At 55.1% G+C, this 16,168-nt stretch carries 21 protein-coding genes; 11 read left to right on the forward strand and 10 right to left on the reverse strand.

Annotated features, from left to right (window positions below):
* Positions 1–24 precede the first annotated feature (24 nt).
* The 9 genes from hisD to ACT3XD_RS00615 all read right to left on the reverse strand — a co-directional run bounded on the left by hisD (position 25) and on the right by ACT3XD_RS00615 (position 6,779).
* Positions 25–1,341 (reverse strand): histidinol dehydrogenase, encoded by a 1,317-nt coding sequence (gene hisD / locus ACT3XD_RS00575; RefSeq protein ID WP_192537323.1) that lies wholly within the window; start codon positions 1,339–1,341, stop codon positions 25–27.
* Between the two features lie 22 nt (positions 1,342–1,363).
* Positions 1,364–2,017, reverse strand: coding sequence for an ATP phosphoribosyltransferase (gene hisG / locus ACT3XD_RS00580; RefSeq protein ID WP_192537188.1), 654 nt, complete (start codon positions 2,015–2,017; stop codon positions 1,364–1,366).
* A gap of 28 nt (positions 2,018–2,045) precedes the next feature.
* Positions 2,046–3,308, reverse strand: coding sequence for a UDP-N-acetylglucosamine 1-carboxyvinyltransferase (murA, locus tag ACT3XD_RS00585; RefSeq protein ID WP_018915748.1), 1,263 nt, complete (start codon positions 3,306–3,308; stop codon positions 2,046–2,048).
* 10 nt (positions 3,309–3,318) lie between these two features.
* The gene (locus ACT3XD_RS00590) at positions 3,319–3,570 is read right to left on the reverse strand and encodes a BolA family protein (protein WP_192537186.1); all 252 of its coding nucleotides are present in this window, start codon (positions 3,568–3,570) and stop codon (positions 3,319–3,321) included.
* Between the two features lie 95 nt (positions 3,571–3,665).
* Positions 3,666–3,998 (reverse strand): STAS domain-containing protein, encoded by a 333-nt coding sequence (locus ACT3XD_RS00595; protein WP_192537184.1) that lies wholly within the window; start codon positions 3,996–3,998, stop codon positions 3,666–3,668.
* Complete coding sequence (locus tag ACT3XD_RS00600) at positions 3,995–4,651, reverse strand: MlaC/ttg2D family ABC transporter substrate-binding protein (protein ID WP_192537182.1); 657 nt, start codon at positions 4,649–4,651, stop codon at positions 3,995–3,997. Before ACT3XD_RS00600 ends, ACT3XD_RS00595 begins: the two co-directional genes overlap by 4 nt.
* A 25-nt stretch (positions 4,652–4,676) precedes the next feature.
* Complete coding sequence (mlaD, locus tag ACT3XD_RS00605; RefSeq protein ID WP_192537180.1) at positions 4,677–5,141, reverse strand: outer membrane lipid asymmetry maintenance protein MlaD; 465 nt, start codon at positions 5,139–5,141, stop codon at positions 4,677–4,679.
* 16 nt (positions 5,142–5,157) lie between these two features.
* Positions 5,158–5,958: a lipid asymmetry maintenance ABC transporter permease subunit MlaE gene (mlaE, locus tag ACT3XD_RS00610; RefSeq protein WP_192537179.1), complete on the reverse strand. Its 801-nt coding sequence runs from the start codon at positions 5,956–5,958 to the stop codon at positions 5,158–5,160.
* Positions 5,958–6,779: an ABC transporter ATP-binding protein gene (locus tag ACT3XD_RS00615; RefSeq protein ID WP_192537177.1), complete on the reverse strand. Its 822-nt coding sequence runs from the start codon at positions 6,777–6,779 to the stop codon at positions 5,958–5,960. Before ACT3XD_RS00615 ends, mlaE begins: the two co-directional genes overlap by 1 nt.
* Before the next feature lie 260 nt (positions 6,780–7,039).
* Here ACT3XD_RS00615 and ACT3XD_RS00620 point away from each other — a divergent pair, with 260 nt between their 5' ends.
* From ACT3XD_RS00620 to ACT3XD_RS00665, 10 genes are all read left to right on the forward strand, one after another.
* Positions 7,040–8,026, forward strand: a complete 987-nt coding sequence (locus ACT3XD_RS00620; protein ID WP_192537175.1) for a KpsF/GutQ family sugar-phosphate isomerase — start codon at positions 7,040–7,042, stop codon at positions 8,024–8,026.
* Positions 8,027–8,051: 25 nt separating this feature from the next.
* Positions 8,052–8,594 carry a KdsC family phosphatase gene (locus tag ACT3XD_RS00625; protein ID WP_192537173.1) on the forward strand — a complete coding sequence of 181 codons (543 nt, stop codon included), beginning with the start codon at positions 8,052–8,054 and terminating at the stop codon, positions 8,592–8,594.
* Positions 8,594–9,166 carry an LPS export ABC transporter periplasmic protein LptC gene (gene lptC / locus ACT3XD_RS00630; RefSeq protein WP_192537171.1) on the forward strand — a complete coding sequence of 191 codons (573 nt, stop codon included), beginning with the start codon at positions 8,594–8,596 and terminating at the stop codon, positions 9,164–9,166. The genes ACT3XD_RS00625 and lptC overlap by 1 nt, the downstream gene beginning before the upstream one ends.
* Before the next feature lie 8 nt (positions 9,167–9,174).
* Entirely contained in the window at positions 9,175–9,666 is a 492-nt protein-coding gene (gene lptA, locus ACT3XD_RS00635) for a lipopolysaccharide transport periplasmic protein LptA (RefSeq protein ID WP_192537170.1), read from the forward strand.
* Positions 9,667–9,675: 9 nt separating this feature from the next.
* Positions 9,676–10,425 (forward strand): LPS export ABC transporter ATP-binding protein, encoded by a 750-nt coding sequence (lptB, locus tag ACT3XD_RS00640; protein ID WP_018915737.1) that lies wholly within the window; start codon positions 9,676–9,678, stop codon positions 10,423–10,425.
* 123 nt (positions 10,426–10,548) lie between these two features.
* Positions 10,549–11,964, forward strand: a complete 1,416-nt coding sequence (locus tag ACT3XD_RS00645; protein ID WP_192537168.1) for an RNA polymerase factor sigma-54 — start codon at positions 10,549–10,551, stop codon at positions 11,962–11,964.
* 122 nt (positions 11,965–12,086) lie between these two features.
* Positions 12,087–12,395 carry a ribosome hibernation-promoting factor, HPF/YfiA family gene (gene hpf, locus ACT3XD_RS00650; protein ID WP_018915735.1) on the forward strand — a complete coding sequence of 103 codons (309 nt, stop codon included), beginning with the start codon at positions 12,087–12,089 and terminating at the stop codon, positions 12,393–12,395.
* A gap of 4 nt (positions 12,396–12,399) precedes the next feature.
* Entirely contained in the window at positions 12,400–12,870 is a 471-nt protein-coding gene (gene ptsN / locus ACT3XD_RS00655) for a PTS IIA-like nitrogen regulatory protein PtsN (protein ID WP_192537166.1), read from the forward strand.
* Between the two features lie 72 nt (positions 12,871–12,942).
* A complete protein-coding gene (gene rapZ / locus ACT3XD_RS00660; protein WP_192537164.1) occupies positions 12,943–13,875 on the forward strand; it encodes an RNase adapter RapZ in 933 nt (310 codons plus the stop codon).
* A gap of 51 nt (positions 13,876–13,926) precedes the next feature.
* Positions 13,927–14,196, forward strand: coding sequence for an HPr family phosphocarrier protein (locus ACT3XD_RS00665; RefSeq protein ID WP_192537163.1), 270 nt, complete (start codon positions 13,927–13,929; stop codon positions 14,194–14,196).
* A 3-nt stretch (positions 14,197–14,199) separates the two neighbouring features.
* Here ACT3XD_RS00665 and pmbA read toward each other — a convergent pair whose 3' ends face one another.
* Positions 14,200–15,540 carry a metalloprotease PmbA gene (pmbA, locus tag ACT3XD_RS00670; protein WP_192537162.1) on the reverse strand — a complete coding sequence of 447 codons (1,341 nt, stop codon included), beginning with the start codon at positions 15,538–15,540 and terminating at the stop codon, positions 14,200–14,202.
* A 96-nt stretch (positions 15,541–15,636) separates the two neighbouring features.
* On the opposite strand from pmbA, the gene yjgA reads away from it, so the two are divergent.
* On the forward strand, positions 15,637–16,158 hold the full coding sequence (gene yjgA, locus ACT3XD_RS00675; protein ID WP_018915730.1) for a ribosome biogenesis factor YjgA: 522 nt from the start codon (positions 15,637–15,639) through the stop codon (positions 16,156–16,158).
* The last annotated feature ends 10 nt before the right edge of the window (positions 16,159–16,168 follow it).

The raw sequence follows: 16,168 nt of genomic DNA on the forward strand, positions 1-16,168 counted from the left end.
GCAAATACCTCAGCTATGGATAGCTCAGTTGCGGATACGGTACTCAGCTGACCGCGCATGTGCGGTCAGCGACTCTCCACGCGCCAAAACAGAGGCAACCTTGCCAAGCTCTGAAGCGCCTTCACTTGAACAGTGAATAATCGAAGAGCGCTTCTGAAAGTCGTAGACACCCAGAGGCGATGAGAAGCGCGCTGTGCCCGACGTGGGCAGAACATGGTTAGGACCTGCACAGTAATCGCCGAGCGCCTCTGCCGTGTAGCGCCCCATAAAGATGGCACCCGCATGACGAACCTCGCCCAACCATGTATCGGGCGCTTCGACAGAAAGCTCCAAGTGCTCTGGCGCAATACGGTTAATCATGGCAATCGCGTCGGCTTTATCCTGGCAAAGAATCAGCGCGCCGCGGCGGCTCAATGACTCACGCACAATGCCTTCGCGATCCAGAGTAGGCAGCAGGCGCTCAATGGAGGCCGCTACCGCATCCAGATGCGCGCTATCCCAGCTCACCAGAATTGCCTGAGCATCCTCGTCATGCTCTGCCTGAGAAAACAGATCCATCGCCAGCCAGTCAGGATCGGTTTGCCCGTCGGACACCACCAGAATTTCTGAAGGTCCCGCGATCATATCGATGCCCACTTGCCCGAATACCGCGCGCTTTGCCGTGGCAACATAAATATTGCCGGGGCCTACAATCTTGTCCACTCTCGGCACGGTCTCGGTACCGTATGCCATCGCGGCGATAGCCTGGGCGCCGCCGATGGTGAAGACATAGTCAACACCTGCCAGGTGAGCGGCCGCCAAAACCAGCTCGTTCACAACACCATCCGGCGTAGGCACCACCATGACGATTTCACGAACGCCAGCCACGTGCGCCGGGATCGCATTCATCAATACAGACGATGGATAGGCAGCCTTGCCACCCGGCACGTAGATACCCGCCCGATCAAGCGCGGTTACCTGCTGGCCAAGCACGGTGCCGTCGGCTTCCTCATACTGCCAGGACGTGGGTTTTTGGCGTTCGTGATAAAGCCTTATACGCTCAGCGGCGCTGGCAAGCGCATCGCGTTGCTCAGCAGGCAGGTTATCGAAGGCCTGTTTTAGCTGCTCGGGCTTTAAGCGCAGCTCTTCCATCCCTTCAACCGATAGCCGGTCAAAGCGATTGGTCGCCTCAATCACTGCGGCGTCGCCACGTTGCTTAACATCGCTCAAAATTTCATCAACACGTGACTGAACCGCCGAATCCGAGACGCCCTCCCAATCCAGGAGCGCCCCCAGGTGCTGATCAAACGTGGCATCAAGCGTTGAGAGCCGGGATATAGTAGCCGTACTGGCTGAAGACATAGTGCTCATAAACTCTCCCGGATCATTCAGTTGCGAGGGCCTGGCGCTTTTTAACTGCGCTATCCAAGCGTGCCAACAGTGGCTTGATACGCTCGTGCTTCATGGTCATGGCGGCCTTATTAACCACCAAGCGCGTACTGATATGGGCAATCAGCTCACGCGGCTCCATGCCATTGGCACGCAGCGTATTGCCGGTATCCACAATATCCACGATTTCATCGGCCAAGTTCATCAAAGGCGCCAGCTCCATCGCACCGTAAAGCTTGATGACTTCGGCCTGAATACCCTGCTCGGCATAGTAACGTCGGGCAATATCGACAAACTTGGTCGCAACGCGTCGGCGCGCAAGCGCTGGCTGCTGTCCGGTAACGCCCGCCGTCATCAGCTTGCAGCGGGCAATTTCCAAATCCAACGGCTCATACAGGCCTTCGGCGCCATGCTCCAGAAGAACGTCTTTACCCGCAATACCCAGGTCAGCAGCACCCAGCTGTACATAGGTAGGCACGTCGGTTGCCCGAATGACTACCAGCTTTACATCAGGCAGATTGGTGTCAAACAGCAGCTTACGACACTTGCCTAAATCTTCCGCTGGCGTAATACCTGCATCGGCGAGCAGTGGTAGCGTTTCATCCAAAATGCGCCCTTTGGAAAGGGCTAAAATTAGTTGCTTACTCATTGTATTGGCCAATGGTTAATAGCATGGCTTAGCCAGGAATACGGCGAATGCGTGCACCCAGCAGCTGCAATTTCTCTTCGATACACTCGTAGCCACGATCAATATGGTAGATACGGTCGACCAGCGTTTCGCCTTCCGCCATCATCGCCGCGATCACCAGAGAGGCTGAGGCGCGCAGATCAGTAGCCATCACGGGAGCACCGGAAAGCTTTTCTACGCCATTGATTAGCGCAGTGTTGCCTTCCAGTGTGATATCCGCCCCCATGCGGTTAAGCTCTTGCACGTGCATAAAGCGGTTTTCGAAGATGGTTTCCACCACCCGCGAGTGCCCAGTGGCCACCGCATTCATGGCAACGAACTGCGCCTGCATGTCGGTTGGGAAAGCCGGATAAGGCGCGGTGCGTATATTGACGGCTTTTGGCCGCTTGCCATGCATATCCAGAGCGATCCAATCATCACCGGTGGTGATCTCGGCACCCGCCTCCTCAAGCTTGGCAAGCACCGCATCGAGAATATCCGCTCGCGTACGCTTTACCTTTACTCGCCCGCCAGTCATGGCGGCAGCAACCAGGAAAGTACCGGTTTCGATGCGATCCGGCATCACGTCATGGTGGCAACCATGAAGCTTCTCGACACCTTCAATCACAATCGTATCAGTACCGTGACCACGGATATTGGCACCCATTTTGATCAGGCACTCAGCAAGGTCGACAATTTCCGGCTCGCGAGCAGCGTTCTCAAGAACGGTTTTGCCCTCGGCAAGCGTTGCCGCCATCAGCAGGTTTTCAGTCCCCGTGACCGTCACCGTATCGAAGAAGATCGTGGCGCCTTTTAAGCGACCATCAACACGAGCACGGATATACCCGCTCTCAACACGAATATCAGCACCCATGGCTTCAAGGCCACGAATATGCAGATCAACCGGACGCGAACCGATCGCGCAGCCGCCGGGCAGCGATACATCCGCCTCGCCAAAATGAGCAAGCAGCGGACCCAATACCAGAATAGAGGCGCGCATCTTCTTGACCAGCTCATAAGGCGCGTGGCAATGCGTCACTTGCGAGCCATCCAGCTGAATGCTGAGCTTTTCACCCATGACGGGCTCAACGCCCATGCGGCCCAATAGTTCAAGCGTGGTAGTGATATCCTGAAGATGCGGCAGGTTACCAATGACTACCGGGCCATCCGCCAAGAGGGTGGCACATAAAATAGGCAGCGCGGCATTTTTGGCACCGCTTACCCAGACTTCACCGTCGACCGATCCGTTGCCGGTAATAATTAACTTATCCATGCAGCCGCCGTTACTGGGCGTTTTCCGACGCAGTGGACCACTGCGTCGGAGTAAACGTCTTAATGCTAATGGCGTGCAGAGCGCCTGAAGCGATCTCATCACTGAGCGCTGCGTAAACCAATTGCTGACGCTTAACCGGAGAGAGACCTTCAAAGGCTTCACCAACCGCAATCACTTGGAAATTACAGCCTTCGCCCTGGATATGGAACTCACATCCGTCGACACGGGATTCAAGCAGCGCTTTTACCTCATTGGGTTGCATGAGACAGGAAACTCCTTCGGGTCAGTGTGAATAATGCTAATAGGGCAACATAATAAAGAAAAGCGACACGCTTGGCGATGCCAAGGGTGCCAACCCTAACGGGCGAGGGTCGGCGAATGAATCAATGCTTCAACTTCAGACAAAGCGGCTAAACGCTCAAGCGGTGCAGAAAGCATTACGCCGCTAACCGTGATCTCGCATGCCTGACAGGTGCGTAGCCACTCAAATAGCACGCTGACGACGGCACTACTGGCTTTTTGAACGCCGCTAAAATCAAGCGCCACTGCGTTTAACTCAGTAGCCTTTAGCCACTTGCTGCCAACGGCGGCAAGCTCAGCCGCCGTTGCCATACCGGCATCGCCGGCCACATATAGCGTGCCCTGCTCTACCTTAAGGCTTACCTGTGACTGTGACAGCAACAGCGTCACGCATCGCCCCCTTGCTCTAACTCGTCTACGCCAATTTCAGGCGCCCAGGCACGAATAACCGCGTCGTAATCACGATTGTTTTCGCGCATTGCCTGATCAAACTGGTTACGGAAGGTCAAGCCCAAGTTAATACCGTTGACGATCACGTTTACTACACGCCAGTCACCGCCTGAAAGGCGCAGGCTGTAGCTAACCGGATAAACCTGACCATTGGTGGCCACCACTTCCATATCCACGCTGGCCTGGTCTTCATAGCGTTGGCTGCGCTGATTATCCAGTACGCGCAGATCCTGATAATCAAAGGTCACCAAACCGCGCGTGTAAGTATCAATCAAGGTTTGACGGAAAACATCCGCAAAGCGGCTGCGCTGCTCAGGTGTCGCGTTACGAAAGTAGCTACCCATCACGCTTGCGCCGATGTAGCGAAAATCCGCCACATCTTCAAGGCTATCGTCAACCAGCGCTTCAAGCTCATCGATATTGCTTGCGTAGTAGTCTTTTTTGCCTTCGATCTCACCCATCAGCGCATCCACGTTTTCGCGAACCATCGCTTCAGGTGACTGTGATTGAGCCTGGGCCTGAAGCGGCAGTGCCAATGCCAGCACCATCAGAGCAACCAGCCAACGCATTAACGGCAGTGTCGTTTTTCGCATTACCTTCACCTCTTCTACTTAACGTTTAGTTACTAGCCATATTGGATACAAATTGCTGGATAAGTTCTTCTAGCACCAGCGCCGACTGCGTATCGCGTATGGTATCGCCATCTTCCAATACTGCCGGGTCACCGCCTACGCTTAAACCGATATACTGCTCGCCCAGTAAGCCAGCAGTGAGAATCGCCGCGGTGGTATCCTGGGACAGCTGGCCTTCCAGGTCATTATCCAAGCGTAGCGTGACATTGGCGTCATACCATTCAGTATCCAGATCAATCGACTCTACGCGCCCCACCGTAACGCCTGCCATGGTGACCCGGGCACGGGGCTTCAGCCCCCCGATATTGGCAAAGTTAGCTTCCAGACGGAACGTTTCAGAAGGGGCGGAAAGGCTTAAGCCACTTACACGCAGGCCCAGAAACACCAGCCCGACAATTCCCGCCAGCATAAACAGGCCGACACCAAACTCCATGGTTTTACTGCGCTTCATGAAATCACTCCACCCCTTAAAGACCGCCGAACATGACGGCGGTTAATACAAAATCAAGCCCCAGCACCGCAAGCGACGAATACACCACCGTGCGCGTGGTAGCGCGCGAAATACCTTCAGACGTAGGCACCAGATCATATCCCTGGAACACAGCGATCCAGGTGACCACCACAGCGAAAACCAAGCTCTTGATAATGCCGTTACCCACATCGCTGACAAAAGAGACGCTGGCCTGCATATTGCTCCAGTAAGAGCCTTCGAAGACGCCCAACCACTCCACCCCTACTAGATAGCCGCCCCAGATACCCACTACACCAAACCCTACGGTAAGAATCGGCAGCGCCACAAAGCCGGCCCAGAGCCTGGGTGCAATGACCCGGCGCAAAGGGTCTACCCCAATCATTTCCATGCTGGTCAGCTGCTCGGTTGCCTTCATCAAGCCGATTTCAGCGGTGAGTGCCGACCCTGCTCGCCCGGCGAACAGCAGTGCTGCGACCACCGGCGCCAGCTCGCGCAGCAGTGAAAGTGCCACCATTTGCCCCAGCGCCTGCTCAGCGCCAAAATCAACCAGAATAGTGTAGCCCTGCAGCGCCAGCACCATGCCGATAAATAGCCCCGAAACGAGGACAATGGCGAGCGAGAGCACACCGACAAAGTGCATCTGGCGAAGCCACAAATACCACCCTTCACGGGAGGGCACCCCCACCGCTGACTGGGCCAGAAACAGACCGGCACGGCCTAACGCCTCCATCACGTCGCACCCTTTTCGCCCTAATCTGGCGATCTGATCGACGCCTTGTTGAAATCTTGTGTGCATTACCCTGCCCTAGTCGCGGTAGCTTGACCGAGAATATCGCGATAAAGCGTCTCGGCGGGATAGTGAAACGGCACCGGCCCATCAGGCTCGCCATGTACAAACTGGCTGACACGCGGATCCTGGTTGGCATTGAGGGTGTGTGGCGTCCCTTCGGCAACCACCTGTCCGTCGGCCAAAAGATACAAGTAATCAGCAATGCTCAACGTTTCTTTAATATCGTGCGATACCACTACCGAAGTGAGCTCAAGCGCCTGATTAAGCCGTTTGATTAACTGCACAAGCACGCCCATTGAAATAGGGTCCTGGCCGACAAAAGGCTCATCATAAAGAATCAGCTCTGGGTCGAGGGCAATTGCCCGGGCAAGGGCGACGCGTCTTGCCATCCCTCCAGACAGCTCGGCAGGGGTAAGATGACGAGCACCGCGCAACCCAACGGCCTCAAGTTTGAGCAATACCAGATCACGGATCATGACATCCGTTAAATCAGTGTGTACGCGCAGCGGAAAAGCCACGTTTTCAAATACATCCAGGTCCGAAAACAGCGCGCCGCTTTGAAACAGCATTCCCATGCGCTTACGTAATGTAAATAGCGCCTTTCTTGATAGTCGGTGCACGTCCTGGCCATCAACTAGAATGCGCCCGCGTTCAGGCGTTAACTGTCCCCCTATCAACTTAAGCAGCGTGGTTTTGCCCGTGCCGCTAGGCCCCATGATCGCAGTTACTTTACCCTGAGGGATCACCATATTGATGCCGCGAAAAATCTCATGGCTCCCACGCGAGAAGTGCACGTCTTCAATTTCAATGAAGGGAACGTCTGTCATGGGTTGATTGACTCCCATTATCGCTGGTTCAGAGCGGGCCAGTAGTACTTCTGGCCTATTCTACAGTTTAAAAACAGTGTTTTCGAAATATTATCGAACATCGTATCTTAACTCTATTGGCACTAACAGACGAGTCTACGTTCCAATGCGACATAAAAACCCTTCAAGACGCTATGCTTATACGCAGTGACTAAATGTTATTCTTATGGGCTTGTCGCTGTATGTTTCATTCAGAACGTTTCAATCAAAACGAGATTTCCATGCCTCAACCCTCCTCTACCCTTAGCCTGCTGCGTGAAAGCGCTTTGCGCACGCTGCAAATTGAACAGGCCGCAATCGGCGGCCTTCAGGCCAAGCTTGATGAGAGCTTTGACCGTGCCTGTGAACTAATGCTGGCCTGTCAAGGCCGCGTAGTGGTGACCGGCATGGGCAAGTCAGGGCATATTGCCGGAAAGCTTGCCGCGACGCTTGCCAGTACGGGCACGCCGGCTTTTTTTGTTCACCCCGGCGAAGCCAGCCACGGTGACTTAGGCATGATTACACGTACCGACGTGGTACTGGCGCTTTCCAATTCCGGCGAAACTGCTGAGGTAACCGCGCTGCTTCCCTTACTGAAGCGTCTGGGCACACCGCTGATCAGCATGACCGGCAAGCCCAACTCAACGCTTGCCAAGCATGCCGATGCGCACCTGGATAGCGGCGTCGAGCGCGAGGCCTGCCCGCTTGACCTGGCACCGACAAGCTCTACCACGGCGGCGCTAGCACTAGGCGATGCCCTTGCCGTTGCTTTGCTTGAAGCCCGCGGCTTCACCGCCGATGATTTTGCGTTATCTCATCCAGGCGGCAGCTTAGGCAAACGGCTTTTATTGCGGGTTAAAGATCTCATGCATGATGGTATACGTTTGCCACAGGTAGCGCTTGGCAGCCCGCTGCGTGATGCACTGCTTGAAATTACCCGCCAGGGACTCGGTTTTACCTGCGTGGTGGATAGCGAAGGCCGCTTGGCAGGGGTTTATACCGATGGCGATTTACGTCGCACCCTCGATCAGTTTCACGACCTTCGTGAGGTGGTAGTAGACGATGTCATGACGCGGCCCGGCAAACGCATTAGCCCCGACATACTGGCCGCCGAAGCAGTACGCATTATGGAAGATAGCCGCATTACCGCTCTAGCCGTAGTCGATGATCAACAGCGGCCCATTGGCGCGCTGCATATGCATGATCTGCTTGCCAGCGGCGTTATTTAATTATTTTTCTGACAAGGATTCCTTTATGGCCCTCCCCACCACCCTGCTTGATCGGCTTCGCCATGTGCGCCTGCTTGCCCTGGATGTTGATGGTGTTCTCACCGATGGTCGCCTCTACTTCCAGACCGACGGCGTTGAGATCAAAGCATTCCATACCCAGGATGGGCATGGTTTGAAACTGCTTAAACGCGTGGGCATTCACGTGGCCCTTATTACCGGCCGCGATTCCCCCATGGTAAGCCTGCGCGCATCGGCGCTGGGAATAGCCCATGTGCATCAGGGCTGCGAGGATAAGCTCACTACGCTGAAAGAGCTTTGCCAACAGTTGAATCTGGATCTCAGCCAGGTCGCCTACTGCGGTGATGATTTGCCCGACCTTGCTCCGATCAAGCGCTCCGGTATAGGCATTACGGTTCCCAATGCACCAGATTATATGCATACGCATGCCGACTGGATTACTGATCGCCTAGGTGGCCACGGCGCCGTACGTGAAATCTGCGATACGCTACTCGAAGCGCAGGGCCACTGGGACGCTGTACTCGATACCTATTTACCCGGGCGCTCATAATGTTTAGCCGGATTAAAAGACGCGCCTGGCTCGCAGGCTTGGTCATTGCTTTAGGGGGTCTGCTGGTATGGCTGGATCCGCGCGGCCCACAAGACCAGTCAGTTGATCCGGCGGCCCAGGCCGAAGAGCCTGGCCACGTGCTGGAAAATGCCGAGATCACCCTGTTTGGCGAGTCGGGGCGCATTCAGCAGTCGCTGGCCGCCCCGCTGCTGGTATATATACCCCAAAGCACCATGGCCCAAGCGACGCAGCCTGAAGCCACTCTGTTTGACAGCGACAACCGTGAGTGGCTCGCCAATGCCAACGAAGGCGAGCTTAATACGGATACTCAGGAACTGACGCTGTCTGGCGAGGCTCGGCTTATCGCCCCGTCAGAAGGCTGGCAGCTAGATACGGACTTATTGCGCTATGATGGCCTGACGCGACACGCCTGGAGCGAGACGCCAGCGTTACTGCAACAGCCGCCCCAGCGCATGAGTGCATCACGTATGGACGTCTGGCTTGATGATAGCCAGGTCCGGTTAACCGATAACGTACGCGGGCACCATCCTCCCGTGACACAAACTCCTTAGGAGTCGCTATGAAAGCTTTTATTCGCACTGCGCTTTTTGCGCTTGCGGTGCCGCTATCGGCGGCGGCCCAGACAAGCCAAGCCCCGGTTGAAGTAGAGGCCGACCGTCTAGACCTCGACCAGCGTGCGGGCACGGCCGTATATTCAGGCAACGTCAATATTCGTCAGGGTAATATGCAATTACGCGGCGATCGCGTTGAAATTTTCCGTAACGATGCGGGTGAGCTTTCCCGTGCGATTGCAACGGGTGACCGCGCCTACCTGCGTAACCAGCTGGAAGACCAGGATACGCCGATGGAAGGCTGGGGCAAACGGGTGATTTATCACGTCTCTGAACGGCGCGTCGAGCTGATTGACCAGGCCGAATTGACTCAGGCGGGCGACAAGTTCACCGGAGGTCGCCTGGAATACTTTATTGATCGCGAAGTAGTGCAGGCACGCTCAGATGTGAGCGGCAGTGAGCCGCAGCGTATTCGTATGACACTTCAGCCAGCGCAATAGGAGTGGCCGATGGCTACTGTGGAATCACCACCAATCAAGACCCTCTACGCCAATCATTTGGCCAAAAGCTACAAGCGTCGCCGTGTGGTCAAGGATATTAGCCTGGAGATAGCCCAAGGCAGCGTTGTGGGCCTTCTAGGCCCTAACGGTGCGGGCAAGACCACCTCGTTTTACATGATTGTGGGCCTGGTGAAGTCTGACGCGGGCACCGTAAGTATCGACGAGCTTGATTTGACCCGCGCCCCCATGCACGAACGTGCCATGGCAGGCATTGGCTATCTCCCCCAGGAAGCCTCTATTTTCCGCAAACTGTCGGTGGCGGATAATATTATGGCGATCCTGGAAACCCGCAAAGATCTAGATAGCGCTGGCCGCGAGCAACGCCTCGAAGCGCTGCTTGAAGATTTCCATATTACGCATATCCGCGACAACCTGGGCATGAGCCTTTCGGGTGGCGAGCGGCGCCGGGTCGAGATTGCCCGCTCACTGGCCACAGAGCCTGCCTTCATACTGCTGGATGAGCCGTTTGCCGGGGTCGACCCCATCTCCGTCGGCGAAATTAAAAGTATCATTCGTGCCTTGAAGCAGCGCCATATCGGCGTGTTAATTACTGACCATAACGTGCGCGAAACGCTGGATATCTGCGATATTGCTTACATTGTGGGCGATGGTCATATCATCGCGGGCGGCAGCCCAGAGACTATTCTCAATAACCAGAAGGTCAGAGAAGTTTACCTGGGTGCTGATTTCCGTCTTTAAATTTATGTTCACTGCTAAACAGGGATCTGCAGCAGAATTATTATCAATGGCATGCTTATTGCACTTGCACATAAACATGACTCGCACTAGGGTAAAGCTTTCCGAGTAACGAGTGGTTCTCAGATGGTCATGAAAGCTTCTCTCCAATTGCGTATCGGTACGCAGCTGACCATGACACCTCAGCTGCAGCAGGCCATTGCCCTGCTCCAGTTATCCACATTGGATCTGCGTCAGGAAATTCAGCAGGCGCTGGATGCCAATCCGATGCTGGAACAGGAAGATGAATTCGGTGAGCAGGCAGCCGTTGAAACGCAGGAAGCGGAGTGGGCGGAAAGCATACCCAATGAACTCTCCGTTGATAGCGACTGGTCCGACACCTATCAGGATGTAGGCAGCTCAGGCAGCAGCACTGAGGGACCTGACTTTGAGCGCCAGGCAGCGGGACAAAGCCTGCACGGTCATTTGCTTTGGCAGCTCGCCATGACCGACTTCAGCGCACGTGAACAGCAGATTGCAGAAAGCTTGATCGACGCGCTGGATGCCAACGGCTACCTGACGCAGCCCTTAAACGATATTCGCGACGGGTTGCGCGCTCAAAATATCGAAGCGCTTAGCCAGCGCGAGATGGAAACCATTCTGATGCGTTTGCAGCAGTTTGAGCCGACCGGCGTTTTTGCCCGCGACCTGCGCGAATGCCTGATGCTTCAACTGGCTACCCTGCCCGATGACACTCCCCTGCTTGTCCCGGCGCGCCGTCTGGTACGCCAGTTTCTGGAAGCACTCGGCAAAAATGACATTCGGCTACTCAAGCGCCGCCTAGGGCTGGACGATGAGCAGCTAGACGATGTGATTGGCCTGATCCGCAGCCTGGACCCACGCCCCGGTAGCGCTTACGGGGTGACCGATGATAGCTATATCACGCCTGACCTGGTGGTACGCCACGATCATGAAGGCTGGCACCTGGAGCTTAACCCTGAAGCTCTGCCTCGCCTGCGCATCCAGCCCGACTACGCCAGCTTGATCAAGCGTGCCGACAAGAGCCAGGATAACCAGTTTTTAAAAGAGCACTTGCAAGAAGCACGCTGGTTAATCAAAAGCCTCTCCAGCCGCAACGATACACTGCTGCGCGTAGGGCGCGAAATCATCACCCGTCAAATCGGCTTTTTAGAGCAAGGTGAAGAGGCCATGAAGCCTTTGATTCTTGCGGATATTGCAGAAGCCGTGGAAATGCATGAATCCACCATTTCACGTGTGACAACGCAGAAATATATTCATACCCCACGGGGTGTCTTTGAGCTTAAATACTTTTTCTCAAGCCAGATCAGCGGTCAAGACGGGGGCGACAGCCACTCAAGCACGGCGATTCGCGCCCGGCTCAAGAAGCTGATCCAGGACGAACCCCCTGGCAAACCGCTCTCAGACAGCCGTTTGGTCACGCTGCTTGAAGAGGGAGGTATTACGGTGGCACGGCGTACTGTGGCCAAATACCGCGAGTCATTGGGCATTCCATCCTCCAGTGAACGCCGTCGCTTAAGGTAGGCTTTTAGGAGGTCTTGAGACAGTTTTGTACAAGAGAAACAGCAAAACTCGCGACAAGGGCTTTGCAACACCGTAAAAAGGGTTACAATCGAAATACAGTCCGATGGATAAGGAGTACGTCAATGCAAGTAAACATCACTGGTCATCACGTAGAACTGACTGACGCCTTGCGTGACTATGTTAATGAAAAGCTTGAACGCGTCGAACGCCATTACGACAATATCACCACGGTACAAGTAACCTTATCCATTGAGAAGGAGCGCCAGCAGGCGGCATGCACCCTTCATGCAGCAGGCGCCGACCTGCATGCCGATGCGGAAGATGTCGATATGTATGCAGCCATCGACGCATTAGCCGATAAAATCGATCGTCAACTCGTTAAGCATAAGGAAAAAGCACAAGCTCGCGCCCAAGGCGCAGGCGTGCGTTAACTCAATGACGTTGGAAACTATCCTCCCCCCGGAGCGCGTGCTTTACGATGTGCCTGGGGGCAGCAAAAAAAGGGTGCTGGAGTTTTTCAGCACCTTTATCGCTCAAAACACACCTAGCCTGGACAGCCAAGAAGTGTTCAGCCGACTGATTGGTCGCGAACGACTTGGAAGCACGGGGATCGGCAACGGCGTTGCCATTCCCCATGCACGTAGCCCTCACTGCGCTACGCCCATCGCAGGTTTTCTAAAGCTATCAGAGCCCGTTGATTTTGACGCTATAGACGGTGATCCGGTTGATCTCGTATTTGTGCTGCTGGTACCTGAAGAGGCCGATGATACACATCTGTCGCTCTTGGGCCAGGTAGCCACCATTATGAACGATGCCAGCACACGCCAAGCGTTACGAAAAACCAATAGCCAGCGTGAGTTGTTTGATTTGCTTATGAGTAAAATTCGTGAGCAGACAGCAACGTAGCCTGTAGAGCGTTTGGCATCTCTTCTCGCTTTCACATCCATGCTTTTACCAAAGCACGCAAAGAGAGCCATTATGCAACTGGTGATCATTAGCGGCCGCTCAGGGTCCGGTAAATCTATCGCTTTACAGGCGTTGGAAGATATTGGCTACTATGCCATCGACAACCTGCCTGCAATGTTGCTTGGCTCGCTGGTAGATGAACTTTGCGAAGAAGGCGGGCGTACGCACCTAGCAGTGAGTATTGATGCGCGCAATTTGCCTACGGCGCTGGAAAGATTGCCAACGCTGCTTGATGAGCTGCGTCAGCGCCCCATTGACTGCCAGGTCATCTATCTGACCACCGATGCGCGTATTTTGCTTGAGCGCTACTCTGCCACACGGCGACGCCACCCATTAACGCGTGATAGCCATATGACGCTTGAAGAGGCGATCACCAAAGAGGAAGAGACGCTTAATGAGATACGCGACTTAGCCGATCTTAGGATAGACACCTCACGTTTATCGGTACACGATTTGCGCCGGCGCATAGCCGATCAGGTCGCCCACCAGCACAAAGACCAGCTAACGCTTACCTTTGAATCGTTTGGCTACAAGCACGGCGTGCCCATGGATGCAGATTTGGTGTTTGACGTGCGCTGCCTGCCCAATCCCTACTGGGACCCAACGCTACGTCAGTACACAGGACGTGACGCAACGATTATTGCGTTTCTGCGCGGCTATCCGATTGTCGAAGATATGAGCAACGACATTCAGGCTTTGCTAGAACGTTGGCTGCCAGCTTATCAGAATAGTCAGCGTAGCTATATGACCGTGGCCATCGGCTGTACTGGCGGGCAGCACCGCTCCGTGTATATCGCCGAGCAGCTGGCCCAAAAGCTTGCGCCGTTAATAGGCGAAGTACAGTTGCGCCATCGCGAGCTTGGCCTGCAATATACGTTAAGCGGCACGCAAGCAGAGCCGCTTGATAAAGCTTCATTGGCAGAGCAGGCGCCTAGCGCTCAGTAAACGCATACTGCATACATCATTAATGACACCACTCGGAGAAAGGGAACCAGGGTGCCAGAAAGAACGCTAACACTTACCAATCAACGTGGCCTACATGCCCGCGCAGCAACCAAACTGGTCAAGTGCGGTCAGCAATATTCCGCCAGAATTCACGTGTACAAACAGCAGCAAATGGCTGACGCTGCCAATATCATGTCGCTTTTGATGTTAGCCGCACCTTGCGGCACCGAACTGCGTATTCACGCGGAAGGTGACGACGCCGAACACGCGCTTGAAGCCATACAAGCCCTGTTCGACGCCCGCTTTGACGAAGACCAGTAGCGCTTAGCTACCCGCCACCGTCATCGCATCAATCAGCCAACTACCCGTATGAACACTACCACGCGTATCAGTATCGCTGCCGATACCGACCAATCCTGAGAACATGCGCTCCAGGTTTCCGGCAATGGTGAACTCTTCAATTGGATACTGAACTTCACCATTCTCGACCCAGAAACCTGCCGCCCCGCGGGAATAGTCGCCGGTCACCCCGTTGACGCCCTGCCCCATCAGTTCGGTTACCCAGATACCCCGCCCCATTTCCTTGAGCAGCGCTTCGCGTGTTTTCAAGGGCGCGTCAAGGCGCACATTGCGTGCACCGCCCGCATTCCCGGTGGTCTGCATGCCCAGGCGACGAGCGCTGTAGGATGAGAGCATGTAGCTTGCGATGCTCCCCTGATCGATAAAGCGATTGTTGCGCGTTTGAACGCCTTCACCATCAAACGGCGTACTGGCCGTGGCTCCAACTTCCATGGGTCGCTCTTCAAGACTGAACCACTCGGGAAAAAGCGGTGTCCCCAGACGATCGCACAGGAAAGAGGACTGACGATACAGCGCGCCGCCAGCCAAGGCGCTGAGCAGATGACCGATTAACCCTGCAGATAGCGAAGGATCAAACAGGACTGGAAATGTACCCGTGGGGGGTAACTGGGCGCCTAACCGGCGTAGCGTGCGCGCAGCCGCCTCTCGGCCAACCTCAGCAGGGTCACGTAAATGCAGAGGGTTACGCGCAGAGGTATAGTCGTAATCGCGCTGCATGCCGCTCTCATCCTGCGCGATCAACATGCAGGAAAGTGAATGACTGCTGCCTTTCTGGGTGCCTAAAAAGCCGTGACTATTGGCATAGACCCGAACACCTTCGCCACTGGAGAGCGAAGCGCCCTCTGACTGGCTAATACCGTCAACATCGCGACCCGCCTGCTCACAGGCAAGCGCAATCTCAATAGCCTGTTCGGTGGTCAGCGCCCACGGATAATGCACTTTCAGATCCGGAAGCTCAGTGGCCATCTGGTCAGCATCTGCAAGCCCAGCGACCGGGTCTTCACCGGTGTAACGGGCAATCGCCAATGCCTTTTCAACCACGGCCTGAATAGAGGCGCTGCTTGCATCGCTTGAAGACGCACTTCCTTTACGCTTACCCACATAAAGCGTTACCGCAATGCCTTGGTCGCGGGAAAGTTCAACGGTTTCCACCTCACCCAAGCGCACGCTGACACCCGTGCCCTGATCGACGCTTGCGCCAACCTCGGCGGCATCTGCGCCCAGTCGTTTGGCCAGGGCCAGCGCTTCTTCTGCACGTGCTGTCAGAAGTGCCTGCTGCGAGGATGCATCAAATGCCTGTGCCATATGGCCTCCTTTTTCGTACGAATTGCATCGCCGAATCAATGTTATGGTCGCAGCCTGATATAATGCTGCCAACGAATCTTGTCTGTGAGTTTAATTATGCCGAAACTACGCCCCGAGCCCTTTGATACTCAAGAGCCCGAAGAGCGGCCGAGCAAATCGCAACTCAAACGCGAAATGCATGCGCTTCAAGCGCTTGGCGAAACCTTAATCGCCATGAAGCCCGCCGAGCGTGCTCGTTTTCCTCTCTCTGACGATATGCTCAGGGCCATTGAAGAGACCTCGCGTATCCGCTCCCACGAAGGGCGTCGTCGTCATATGCAGTACGTCGGCAAGCTCATTCGTAAAGAGGACCTGGTCGCGATTCAAGGAGTATTTGACTCAATCGAGCAGGAAAAAGAGCAGCGTGATCATGCTTTTCACCGCCTTGAAAAGTGGCGGGACCGGCTGGTTGAAGAAGGCGATCCTGCCGTTGACCTGTTCATGGCGGAATACCCCGACGCCGATCGCCAGGCGCTACGTCAATTAATCCGTAATGCCCAGCGCGAACGTGACCAGGGCAAACCGCCCACCAGCTCGCGTAAACTGTTTAAACATCTACGCGAGACGCTGGCGCTTTAACGCCCTAAGC

The sequence above is a fragment of the Halomonas sp. AOP7-B1-5 genome (genome assembly GCF_052353045.1).
Lineage (GTDB): Bacteria > Pseudomonadota > Gammaproteobacteria > Pseudomonadales > Halomonadaceae > Vreelandella > Vreelandella colorata.